8 protein-coding genes are annotated in these 12,875 nt (G+C 59.2%); 7 read left to right on the forward strand and 1 reads right to left on the reverse strand.

Annotation, left to right across the window (positions count from 1 at the left end):
- The first annotated feature begins 255 nt into the window (after nt 1-255).
- The 7 genes from RM532_RS15410 to RM532_RS15440 all read left to right on the forward strand — a co-directional run bounded on the left by RM532_RS15410 (nt 256) and on the right by RM532_RS15440 (nt 11,595).
- The gene (locus RM532_RS15410; RefSeq protein ID WP_311654231.1) at nt 256-795 is read left to right on the forward strand and encodes a helix-turn-helix transcriptional regulator; all 540 of its coding nucleotides are present in this window, start codon (nt 256-258) and stop codon (nt 793-795) included.
- 99 nt (nt 796-894) lie between these two features.
- The gene (locus RM532_RS15415; RefSeq protein ID WP_311654232.1) at nt 895-3,300 is read left to right on the forward strand and encodes an efflux RND transporter permease subunit; all 2,406 of its coding nucleotides are present in this window, start codon (nt 895-897) and stop codon (nt 3,298-3,300) included.
- A gap of 47 nt (nt 3,301-3,347) precedes the next feature.
- On the forward strand, nt 3,348-4,736 hold the full coding sequence (locus RM532_RS15420; RefSeq protein ID WP_311654233.1) for a DUF1329 domain-containing protein: 1,389 nt from the start codon (nt 3,348-3,350) through the stop codon (nt 4,734-4,736).
- A gap of 83 nt (nt 4,737-4,819) precedes the next feature.
- On the forward strand, nt 4,820-5,842 hold the full coding sequence (locus RM532_RS15425) for a WD40/YVTN/BNR-like repeat-containing protein (RefSeq protein WP_311654234.1): 1,023 nt from the start codon (nt 4,820-4,822) through the stop codon (nt 5,840-5,842).
- Nucleotides 5,843-5,914: 72 nt separating this feature from the next.
- Nucleotides 5,915-7,954, forward strand: coding sequence for a DUF1302 family protein (locus RM532_RS15430; protein ID WP_311654235.1), 2,040 nt, complete (start codon nt 5,915-5,917; stop codon nt 7,952-7,954).
- Nucleotides 7,955-8,091: 137 nt separating this feature from the next.
- Entirely contained in the window at nt 8,092-9,429 is a 1,338-nt protein-coding gene (locus tag RM532_RS15435) for a DUF1329 domain-containing protein (RefSeq protein WP_311654236.1), read from the forward strand.
- 66 nt (nt 9,430-9,495) lie between these two features.
- A complete protein-coding gene (locus tag RM532_RS15440) occupies nt 9,496-11,595 on the forward strand; it encodes a hypothetical protein (protein WP_311654237.1) in 2,100 nt (699 codons plus the stop codon).
- A 173-nt stretch (nt 11,596-11,768) separates the two neighbouring features.
- Here RM532_RS15440 and RM532_RS15445 read toward each other — a convergent pair whose 3' ends face one another.
- Nucleotides 11,769-12,794, reverse strand: a complete 1,026-nt coding sequence (locus RM532_RS15445) for an alpha/beta fold hydrolase (protein WP_311654238.1) — start codon at nt 12,792-12,794, stop codon at nt 11,769-11,771.
- Nucleotides 12,795-12,875 lie beyond the last annotated feature (81 nt).

Raw genomic sequence — 12,875 nt, forward strand, 5'->3', positions numbered from 1 at the left:
GACAGCGCTAAGAATGGGGGGATTACCCCATGACGGCCTGAAAACCCTCCTTTCGGAAGGTGTGCCTATACCTTACCCCTGCTTTACTGTCGGACATACACGTGATGTTCTTGTAGGACCACGGTTTTTATTGGCGTAAGAAAAGCCGAAGCGGACTTGTCTTGGCGGCAATAAATAAATGAAACGCGATCGCCGTGCTATCAGCGATCGCTAGTAAAAATAAGTCAGCAAGAGACTGGCACGAGGAGAAATCATATGAGTGATGTCGGCGCACTTGATAGTGGTGCGACGTTTTCGATTTCGAGACGCCGAGTTTCGGGGCGCGATGCGCTTCGAGTCAACGGTGACTGGCTTGCTACCAGGCTGATAATGCTGGAGGCGGCGTTACGCTGCCGAATGAGCGACCAGCAGGGTGCGCTGCGCTGCCTCAAGCGTCTGTCCGACTGCCCATTCGAAGATCTTTCCCGTTTTATTTGTCCGGAACTCAGCTTGCCGAATGTGCCCGAAAAATCGATCTCGTATAGAACGGCTGATAAAGAAGAGAATTTGGGTCGTCTGAGCGTTACGTCAAGCCAGCGGTGGGGCAGTTCACCCGGCCATAAGATCGCCCTGACTCGCACACAACGGGCCGTGTTACGGCATGTCGCCAGCGGAGCCGCGAATACAGAGATCGCGCGTCGGATGGATGTTTCTGTGAACACAGTTAAGTGGCACCTGAAACAAGTGTTCCAACGCCTGGAGGTCAGTAATCGATGTGCCGCTGTATTCGCCGCTCGTTTGTGCGGTCTGCTCTGAGTAGTGTTCGAAGCGTCTTAATCAGCAGGGGGTCAAATGGATAGTATGCGGTTTCGCTTTGCGCGTTGGATCATGGCTCATCGAGGCGTGGTAGGCGTCTTGTTCTTCCTTATCACGGCGGCCTTCGCGGCAGGAATCCCCTGGGTTGAAGTCCGGACGATTTTTTCGGATCTTCTGCCTGCCGACGACCCCTTTGTGCAAACGTTCAAGGATCACCCGGGCTTTGGTAATCCCTTGACAGTGACCATCATGGTCAAGCGGACAGATGGTGAGACCATTTACAACCAGGAGACCCTCCAGAAGGTATGGGATCTGACGCGGGACATCGATCTGACGCCCGGCGTTAACCATGATGCCATTCTCTCCATTACAACGGAAAAGGCCCGCTATGCCGAGGCTACGCCCCAGGGAATCAATATGGTTCCGCTTATGGGGGACAAGGTGCCCAACAACCCCGAAACGTTGGCGAGCTTTCACCAGCGCGTGGAACGCTCCCCAGCCGCACGCAAATATCTCGTTTCCCAGGATGGCACGGCAACGCTGATCAACGCAGCCTTCCACGAGCATCTTCTGGAATACGACACGGTCTTCGAAGAGGCCCGTCGACTGGCGCGGCAGGCCGAGGATGAGAACCACGAAGTGCACCTGGTGGGCCAGCCCATGCTCACGGGATGGGTGTATCAGCTTCAGGGCCAGACCTACGCGATCTTCGGCATCACGTTGCTGCTGCTGGTGCTGGCGCTGGTGGGCTACATGCGCAATGTTGCAGGCGTCACGGTGCCGGTGGTCGTGAGCCTGGTCGCCGCGATCTGGGGCTTCGGATTAATCGGCTGGATCAGCTCGACCATCGAGCCGCTTCTGATGATTGTGCCCCTGCTGCTGGTGGCCCGCTCTTTCTCGCACTGCGTGCAGTTCACCGAGCGCTTCTACGAGATTTTCGAGCATGTCCCGGACAAGGTGAAGGCCGCTGAGATCACCATGGGGGTGATGCTCGCGCCGAGCATACTGGGCATCATCACGGACGCGCTCGGCATCGTGTTCATTGGATTGGCGCCGATTCCGGCCATGCAGCGTTTCGCGCTGTTTGCCGGCTTCTGGGCGATCTGCCTCATTCCGACGGGCGTGATCCTGATTTCCATTCTTCTGTCCTATCTGCCCTCGCCGCGCAACATCGCCGACATCGTGGGCGAGCGCGGAACGGAGAAGGGCGTGCACCGCATCCAGCGGAAACTGCTCGAATCGATGAGCGTCCTGGTGCACGGGCGGCCGGCCCTGGTGACCGGGGTTGTGGTCCTGGGGCTTTCGGTGGGCGCCATTTACACCGCCTTGCAAATCGAGATAGGTAATCCAACGGAAGGCAGCAATCTATTATGGGACGAATCGGCATTTAACACCGGGGTGCGCGCCGTAAATGATCATTTCCCCGGCGTGAACAGCCTCGAGATTATTCTCGACTCAAAGGACGATGACAGCAGCGTCCGCACGGCCCGTACTGCCGAAGCATACCGGGTCATGAAGGAGATTCAGCTCAGCACTGAGAAAGGCGCAGGCGAGAATGCATTGCCGGCACGCGAGACGCGTTCTTTTGCTGACTTTATGGAGCAGGGCAACCGTCTGTACTCCGGTGGGGACCCGAAGTGGTTGCCGGTGGATCCCACGGACCGGGCCGTCAACGGGGCCGCAATGGCTATCAGCTTCGGCCAGAATCCTGAGAATTTCTCTCAGGTATCGGATTTCAAATTCCAGAACTCGACCGTGTCGTTGTACTACCGCGACAACAAACAGAAAACCGTCGACGGAGCCTTGGCGGCGGGCAGGCAAGCTGTCGAAACGGTAGGCGAGGAACACGATGAATTCACGGTTCGACTCGCCTCGGGAACGATTGCCCTGCAGGAGGCCATGAACTCGGTGGTTGAGCGTTACCACTGGTTCATCCTGGTCCTGCTTGCCTCGGCGATCTTCATGATCGCCACCTTTGCCTACCGTTCGCCGGTGGCGGCGCTGATTGTGCTGATACCGGTGGTACTGGCCAACTTCTACCTCACCGCGACCATGCAACTACTGGGCATCGGCCTGGATATCAACTCCGTCATGGTTGCGGTGCTCGGTGTGGGTGTAGGTATCGATTATGGGTTCTACCTGCTGTCCCGCATCTGCGAGGAATTCACCGCCCAGGACCATCACTGGGAGCGGGCCCTGACTACGGCCATGACCACGACCGGCAAGGCGATCATGTTCACGGCCGCGATCATGCTGGTTGGGATCCTGCCTTGGTATTTCTTGTCGGATCTCAAGTTTACCGCCGACATGGGCCTCCTGCTTGCCGCAATCATGTTGATCAATATGGTCCTCGCGCTGATCGTGTTGCCTTTGCTGATCTGGTTCATCAAGCCGAAGTTTGTGGCCCGGGAGGACCTGATCGTCGGCGAGAGCGTGGACCTCTCGGAGTTCGAGCAGATCCATGAGCAGAGGGCTGTGGCGGATGCGACTCCACAAACAGTCTGATTATCAACCCAAGCGATATTGCACATTAGAGTGCTACGGAGGATACGATGCGTATCAAGAAATATGACGTTGATTACTCGCGCCGTCAGATGATGCAGAACATGGCACTGGGGGCGGGAGCCGGTGTGCTCATGCCGCTCGACAAGCTCTGGGCTAAGGATTCCGGTCTGCAGGACATCAGTAAGGCATATCCGGACGAGGCCTTTTCTATTGAGGAGCAGACCAAGGGCAAGATATCCGTTGGCGATTACGTTACTGCCGATAACGTCGAGCATGTAGAGCATCTGCTGGATCCTTGCCAGATTTTCCAGATTAAAAACGACGGAAGACGCTTCAGAGTGGGTCCGCCAGAGACCGACATGACACGCATGTTCACTTACCAGAACCTGCAGAAAACTCTTGAGAACGAGCAGACCGGCTATAAGGCCAAGTTCGATAGTAACGGCAACGTTGTCGGGCCCGACGGCAAGCCCTGGCGGGGCGGCTTCCCCTTCCCGAATCCGCAAGATGCCCTGCAAACACAGGCCAACGCAGCCCTGAGCTGGGGGCGCGCCGATGCCAATCTTTACGCGGTCCGGCAGCATGACTATGGCGGTGATGGGCAAGAGGAGTACGCCTACGATTTCGCATGGGTCGAGCTGCAGATGCAGGCGCGTATCGACGGCCAAGTGTTCCGGGGCAAGAGCGACGAAATTCGGCGACAGACAGCGTATTTCGAGAGTTCGGACGATGTGAAGGGCACGTCGTTCTTGAGTGTCTGGAAATACGATCAGCGTGAGGTCCCGGATCTTTACGGGTACCTTCCGCAATTTCGGCGCGTGCGCCAGTACCCCGCCAATCAGCGGTTCGAGCCGCTCGTTCCCGGTGCCACCTGGTTTCTGACCGATCCGTGGGCCGCGGGCGATCCCATGCTGACTTGGGGTGAATACGAGATTGTCGAGCGTAAGCCGATGCTTATGTCAACCAGCGGCAATATTTCGATCAAGAACGAGAACTGGGAAATGCCGAGAATTCCCGGCAACGAGAAGTACATGGATGTTGAACTGTCGCTGGCGCCGGAGGCCTATGTCGTGAAGTCCAAACCCACGGGCTATCCACGCGCACCGGTGAGCTACCGGCTGGCGTATTTTGATGCCCGCAATTCCACTTACACCGGTTGCTTGAGATTCGACCGTCAGGAAAAGCCGTGGGTAAGTTTCGAATCGGCATTCGGCTATTACGATACGGACAATCTCAGAGTCATGGGCCATGACGGCAAGCATCCCGCATGGTCCTGGACTTGGGTGATGAGCTACAACATGCAGAACAAGCGGATGACGCTCATTGACCACGCCAAGGAAGCATCCGGCATCAAGAGCCTGTTCGAGATCGATCAGGACTGGATGTACGACACCTATCTGACGCCTTCCGCCCAGCAGGCATTGGGCCGCGTATAAGGCGGGTCATACCCAACCCGTGTCAGGTGCAGGCCGGGGTTCGCCCCGGCTGCACCGATTGCTGAATCCACGAGGCCCCAGCCATGAAATACCATCTCTCGAATCGAGCCGTGGCGGCTCTGTTCACCCTATTCTTTGCCTGCTCTGCCGGTGCCGTAGACGATAGTGCGGCTGCCGATACCGCGCCCGGTTATGGCGTTCTGGCGGCAGGCGTGGCCCACGAACGCCTCTTCGCCATCGACTTCGACGGCGAACGCGGCATGGCGGTGGGCGACCTTGGCCGGGTTATGCGGACGGAAGACGGCGGGTCTACCTGGGAGCGCGAAGAGCCCCCTACCGAGTTGGCGTTGTTGGGTATAGCTCTGCAGGGCGATCGGGCAATCGCGGTCGGACAGCAGGGACTCATTTTGGTGTCCGCTGATGGCGGTGGCTGGCGGAAAATCGAAAGTGGTACGCCCGAACGTCTTCTCAATGTGGACATCAACTCTGAAGGGCTGGCCTACATCGTCGGTGCGTTCGGCACTGTCTTGCGTTCCCGTGACGGCGGCGAGTCGTGGCACTCCGCGAAGCCTGACTGGGGCGCCCTGATAACGGAGGACGGCGGCATGTCCGGGGCACAGGGCAACCCCACGATTGCGGCTGTTCAAGTGCTGGAAAACAACACAGTACTTCTCGGTGGCGAGCTTTCCTACATCATGCGCTCGCCGGATGCCGGCGAGCATTGGGAACTCGTCTACGACGACAGCGAGATACCGTCAGGGCAGGTCCAACCCACCGTTAACGCGCTGCATGTCCGGACAGACGGGGTCGGGTTTGCCGTAGGCCAGTCGGGTCTGATGCTCAAGACGCTTGATCAGGGACGGAGCTGGCAGCGCCTGGATACGCCGGTAGACGCCAACTTGCTTGATATCGTCAGTGGGACCGACGGCCGCGTCGTCGGCGTAGGCATGCGCGCCACACTCAGTAGCGATGATGACGGCGAGACCTGGGAAGTCCTGGACAGCCTCGATCTGGCTCTCAACTGGTATAGCGAGATTGCGAAATCGCCGACCGGTGTGCCCATTGCCGTGGGCTATGGCGCACAAATCATAAAGCTACCGAAGTGATCGGTATTGCGTGAATGCCAGCGTAACCCGTCAAGACAGCAATCATTAGTTCAACAGTACCGGGGGAATCAGATGAACGAGACAAGACTGAGTAATTTGGTGCGTATGGTCACTGGAGGCGCGTTGGTGCTCTGTACGACCTTCGTCTGGGCTGCGCCGGCTGGACCGCCCAGTGGGAATGAAGGATTTTTCGAACGGCTTTGGGGCAAGACGACCCTGAGCACGTTCATTCGGGCGGAGGGCAGCGTTCGTACTACGTCGGCACAGAATATCAATAACCAGACGACCAACATGTTTCAGAAAGTGGCCGTGCCGCGTCAGACCTTCGTGCCGCCGACTCTGGCGGGTATGCCCCTCACCGATGGGAACGACTGGAATACGCCGTTGCCGGCCTTCTCCGATGTCCTGCGTCGTGGGGACCGGGTCCCCACCAAGGAAAGGGACTATAACTATACGGTGTTGCGTGCCCAAAGTGAGTTGCAGATGAAATTCACTCGCAGCTGGCGATTCGTCGGTCGCGTGCGGGGCGTTTACGATCCCGGCTTCTATGAAGAGTTCGATGCGGGAAGCGTGGCCGACCAGCAGGGCACCGGCATCATCGGTGGCCCACCCGAACTCTACCAGGGCTCGCCGAACTACTTCGAAGCCCTGGGAAGAAATGGAAAGAACATTAATCCCCTCGAATTCGCCGGCGAGAACTACCTGATCGATTTTCCGGCGCTGTTGGTGGAGTATAAGGAGGGTAACCTCACTCTGCGTGCTGGCAATCAGCAGATTGCCTGGGGCCAGGCGATCTTCTTCCGTACGCTCGATGTGGTGAATGGCCTGGATCTGAGACGGCATTCCCTGCTGGATCGGGCATTCGAGGAGTTCTCCGATAAACGCGTGCCCAAGCTGTCCTTGCGCGGGACCTACCAGCTGGGAAGTATCGTGATCGACTCCTATGTGGGCAAGTTCCAGCCCCGCATCTACGGAAACCCGAATACGTCGTTCAATGTGATCCCCGCGCAGTTCACCGTCTATGACAACTACTATAGCGGCGGGTACGACAATGAAATCGACGGCGGATTCCGCATGAAGGCCGACTACGGTAACTGGGGCTGGCAGGCGATGGCGGTTACCCGCATGCATCCGGCGGGAACCTTCAGTTGGGCAAGAAGCGGGGTCGAATCCCCCCTGACCGGCACCCTCGGCGAAACCGCCAATACGGCCTATGCCGTCAAACTCCCTACCTGCGACGGAACCGAGAATCCGACGCTGTGCCGCAATAGCGAAAACCCCGGCGAAGCTCTGTCCAAGACAAACTTTGTTCCCGAGCCCGGAGGTGTCTACACCGCGCGCGAATGGTTCACCTATGCGGCGGATGCCCGCCTCGATGGTATCGGAGGCTTTAATCAGGCGGTCGAGGAATTTCCGGACCTGAAAGACGTCTATGTCACCAAAGTTCAGAGCTATGATGAGCTCTTCAATCAGCTCAACACTCTCATGGTGGCGGCGGGTGGCAGTTACCGTGGCTATATTGAGCGCGATTACCATCGGGAAGATGTCTACGGCTTGGGTCTGAGCTATGTGACCTCGAGCGAGAACAGCCTGCTCAACCAGATCATTCTCAATCTAGAGGTGCAGTACACGCCGGAGCGGGTCTTCACGGCGCCAACGCTAAGCAGCAGCTTCCTCAAGACTGACGAATGGATCGCGTCCCTGGTGGTGGAAAAGTGGACTCGATGGACCGCCGCGTTTCCGGCCGCCTATCTGGTCGGCCAGTTTCAGCATCGCAGCGAGAGTGACTTGGTGGGGCGCCACCTAAGTGGCTATGGCGCATCCGAAACCAACGCGCCGCCGCCCGGCATCTCCAGCGCCAATTATCTGGTTCTCGCCGCGATGCAACCCTGGCCGGGTCGCGAGTTCGTATTCGAGTTCGCGACGCTGTTGGATATCAAGGGCGGGATCCTGGTGCAGCCGTTGCTTCAGTGGAATCTGGGCAACGGCATGATTGCCGAGTTCTTTTATAATTTCATCGATGGGAATCTGTATGGAGAGCCCACCGAAAACACGCTCAGCAGTGTGGATTGGGCCGACGAAGTGGCAGTACGGTTCAAGTACCAGTTCTGATGACGGGGGCGCCGAGGCGAGTATCACGCCGGGACGTATCGCAATGAGACCATTGCATGTAATCGTCCGCGGCGCTCCCGCCAGTCAAAATCAAGGATTGTCATCGGATGTGGAATAGGCGGCTGACACGTCGGGCTATGTTGCAGCGTGGCGGGCAGATCTTGGCGGGCGGGGGGGTACTCGCCCCCTTGTGGCCGGTGATCGCCGATACCGGGGAGATCAACAAGGCCTATCCGGATAGGTTGCTCTCGATCGAGGAATACACCAAGGGACGGATCAATACCGGCGACATAATCACCGCCGACAACGTCAAGCACGTCAAGGACTTGCTCGAGCCGGCCAAATACAAGCACGTCAAGGAGATGGGGCGCCGGCTCAAGATTCTACCGACCACCACCGATTACATGCGCCTGGGCCCCTGGGAATACCTGGAAGCCACCCTGCGCAACCAGGGAAAGGCGCGGTTCGATGAGCGCCAGAACGTAGTGACGCAGAACGGCAAGCCGTGGATCGGCGGCGATCCATTTCCCAACGCCGACACGGCGCTGAAGTTGTTTGCGGGCCTGACACTGAGTTGGGGACGGCACGATTCCAGTGTATACGCGGTGAAGGAAAAGGACATCGCGCACAATGGAGAGACCGATTATGAATACAACGCTGTTTGGGTGGAACTGGCGCCGGTGGCCCGCACCACGGTCGAGCCGAAGCCTTACATGCCTGAGCACAGGGACAAGTTGCGGTTCAATTCCGTGATCTTCACCTCGCCCGACAGCCACAAGGGCACGTCCTTTCTGAATATCTGGCCTTACGACCAGCACCAGTTCCCCGAACTTTACGGGTACCTCCCGGAATTCCGGCGGATTCGACAATTCCCGACCAACCAGCGTTTTGAGCCGCTGGTTCCAGGATCGGCTTTGTACCTTTCGGACGCGTGGGCGGCGGGGGACCCTCTGCACACCTGGGGCAATTATCGGATCATAGGCCGGCAGCCGATGCTTGCAGGTGTCTCCGGGGGCTGGAACGGGAGGCACCCTAATTGGGAGCATGGCCTGCACGGCGGCCCCGAAGGGCAGAGTTTCTTCGATAGCGTGGTCGAGCTCGTTCCAGAAGCGATCATCACGGAGGCGGAGCCGGTCGCATACAAGCGCGCACCGGTAAGCAAGAAGCGCGTATGGTTCGATGCGCGTAACCATATGCCGATCGCAATGGTGACCTATGACCGCAAGGGCGAGCCGTTCCGTTCGTTCGATGGCTGCTACAGCCTCTACGACGATGGGGAAAACCGCTTCATGGACGGCAAGCATCCGTACTGGTCCTGGACCTACGTCCACGCCTACGACTTCCAGACCGGCCGGATTACGCGGTTAGAACAGGTTCGGGAGATATCCGGTGAACACAAAACACTGGTCAACGATCCCAGCATCTACAAACGATACCTGACGCGGAACGCGATCAGCTCCATGGGACGAGTATGAGTATTACCGCCAGAATCACCAGAATAGAGCGAGAGGCTTGGTGTTGTGCGTAAGCCTGGGAACCGGATGGGGGCTCTGCTCTTATGTCTGGTCGCGACGGTGTTGCCCCGTCCAGTCCCGGCAGCGGCAAACGGTGACGCCTTTCCGATTCAGGATGAGCTCGCCACGGTCAAGAGCCGTTTGCTGGCATTGCTTGGGCCGGCTACGGACACGACGGCATACGCGTACCTGAATATTGAGCCGGACTTGTCGCTGCGTTCCGCGCAGTTGCAGGTTCTGAGTGCTGAAGACACTGTCGTTGCCCGTATCGACTTTAACCCTTCCGACAGAAAACAAGGCCTCTTGCGGGCCGATCTACCGGCTGTCGCGCGGGAGGAGCGTTCCTGCCGGTTCGTTCTCGAGACCTCGGGAGAGGCCACGACCGAACGGAGGGTACTGGCGTGCCGGCTGCCCGGGCTGGTATCGGCGCCGATGCTGGAAATCCGCTTCCGAGAACGCTGGCTTGGGCCGGAATTGCGGATCCGAGCCTGGCAGCCGCGCGCGGAAGCGGATGCCGAGTCGTATAGTTTTCCCAACCCGAACATCAAGGGTTTGGTACGTCGATTGATGCCGTCCGCGAGCTCGCCATCGCTCGCGGCGAGCGACGGGGCGCGCGCGGTCGCGCCAGATGTCCGCTACAGCGTGGTGATATGTGTCGACACCCCCTGGGCCGGCCTGCATCGCCTCTACGACTACAAGGAACGCAGTGCGGATCCAATGTCGGCCGCCTTCTGGCGTGCGTATGCGGATTGCGCCCTGAGGGCCGGCGTGCCCGGAGAGACAGTCGTCGCTTTGCGGGAGCTGGAGGATCGTAGTGCTACGTTGGCCGCTTACGAGACGCGGCTACAGCTCGCCTCCCATTACAGTCGATGGGATGATTCGGACCGCGCCCTGCGCTGGCTGGCCGCCGAGCCGGCCGAGGTACCGCTGGTGTTGCGCAGCCGCTGGCGTGACCTTCTCTCGCGACTGTATCTGAGTCAGGGACGCATCAAGGAGGCGGTGACGGTGTTGTCGACGGGACAGCACCTGCAGGCGGCGGGTACCTGGATGGAGTCCTTTGATGCGGCGCTACTACACTATGCCATGCGGATGAACTACGCGTACGCGCTCATGAACGTCGGCCGTCGGGACGAGGCGCTGGCCGTGCTCGATCGTGTGGGCCGTTCCCCGACGCTGGACGCCGAGACCGGTGCGTTGCGCGCGCAGGCCAATACCGCGCTGGGATGGCAGTTCCTGTCGCAGGGTTATGGCGCGTCCGCCGGACGCGTCTTCCATCGCGTGTCCTTGTCCCGTCCAGCCGCCCGTAAGGCATTGCTGGGCATGGGATGGGCCATGGTGGCGCCCAGGGGGGAGGCGCAGCCGCTTGTCGAGCCGCCCGGTTTCGTGTCCACCCCCTCGGACCCGCCGACAACCGCGCTCAAGTCGCTACGCCGGATCAATGCCATCGGTTGCGCCCAGTACCGTGCGGTGACGTACGATGCGGTGCAGGACTGCGTGCCGAGCGAGGAGTTTGAGCGGGTCGCCTATGACGAGGCAGATCAGGGTCAATTGCGGCGCACGCTGCGCTTCTGGGACGCCCTGATCGAGAACGGGGGCATACGCGATGCGGCGGCGCTGGAGGCTCACATCGCCGCTGCAAACACGTATAACAAACTCGGGGATCGTCGGCGCGGGCAAATACTGTATCGACGGGCAGTGACAATGAGCGAAGAGGTCCTCGCATCGCTCGAACGTTTGGAAGGGACTTTGCAAGATGGAAATCAGTGGCTGGCGCTTGCGGCCGGGGCATACGGCGTGATCGGCGAGGCCCAGCCGACGGTCTTCGACTGGCTGGCGCGTGCGCACACGCAAACCCTATTGGATGCCGTGGCGACTACCCAGCAGCTGTCGCAGCAAATTCTAGCAGCTCTGGGAACCCCCTTGCGCCGTACGGCGCAAGGCGTTGATTTATCAGTGCTCCGTGGGCGTACCGAAGTTGTCCGTAGACAGACGATTAGAAGGCTTAAGGAAAGCATCACGGCCGTTATCGAGAAGGAACGCGACAGGTTCGAGCGTTATCGTCTTCAGGCGGCGTTTCAGCTAGCTGAGATGCAGCAGCATATCCAGGGAGCCCTCGGTAGCCGCTAAATGGGTATACACCGTCTCACTCGGCAGTTTCTCAGGGCCGTTGGAGGTAGCGGAAGGTCGGTTGGTCGCCGCCGGTGCTCTCGAAGCACGCTCTAATCAAGCGTTATCTCATTTCCATAGGCTGGAGCCTGGCGGACAAGAAACATTGGCGGCGCACAGCACTGGGATCTGACTTATTGAAGTCCGTTGAGCGCGAGTATGGAGTCGGCCATCTCCCGCCCTTTGTATTCCTCGATGAAATGCCCGTGGTCGGGATATTCGTAGGTACGCCCGACCATCTGTGGGAGCGCGTCCTGCCATTGGCGGATGACTTCGCGCTTGCCGCACGGATCCCAGGCGCCGAAATAGCCAGCAACTCCGATGTTACGTCCTGTAGGGCCCCATTGCTGCGGGACCATTTGGTGCATGCGGCGATAGAACTCGTGGTTGTCCTGTTCCCCATGCTGTGGGTCATGATACCGGTAACCATGCCCCCACACGGGCGTCTGTAGCACGTTGCGCTTTGAGCTTCGAGCATTGGCGATGCTTTGCATTTGTCCGGACCATACTGCTTCCGGGGAGTTAGCTTCGAAGCGGTCCAACCCGTGCTTGACGAGGTACCGGCCGACTCCGAGCAGGAAGGAGGTCGCACTCTGCGGCTCCGCCTTCGAGACGACATAAGCGGCGACACCGCCCCACAGACGATCGGGCACGACGCGCGGCGTGCGACACCACGGCAGCCAGGGAATGGGCCAGTTGGCGTACGTGTAGCCTTCTGCCGGCATCGGAAAGACTGCCGTGTTCATGAGCAGCAGGTTGCTCACCCGCTCTGGTTCTTCAAGGAATGTGCCGACCCCGATGGGGCCACCCCAGTCGTGAATGACCAGGGTGATGTCAGTTAGGTCCAGGTGGCGGACGAGCTCACGAAGATTCTGGGCATGGTGGAAATCCACCATCTCGAAGGTCGCTTGGTCTGAAAGACCGAAGCCGATATGGTCGATCGCGATAAGGCGCATCGGTAAGTCGCTCGCAAGGAGTGCGTCCCGCACGTGCCGGTAGGTGTAGGAGCACTCCGGATTGCCGTGCACGAAAAGCACGGTTGCTTGCGGCGGCTCGTCGCCCACGTGAATATCGTAATAAAACAGGGTTTTGCCTGCGTCGAGCCCCTCGGTCAGGGTGTACCAGCGTCCGGCACCCGGGGGAGAGTAATCTTCCGGCACGGATCGGAGCGGGGTGTTGGTGGGGATCTCCTCGGGCCTTCCCATCATATGGCTTTATCTCTTTTAAGTAGCAGATGGATG

This window comes from Spectribacter hydrogenoxidans, from assembly GCF_031846275.1.
Classification (GTDB): Bacteria; Pseudomonadota; Gammaproteobacteria; order Nevskiales; family Salinisphaeraceae; genus Spectribacter; species Spectribacter hydrogenoxidans.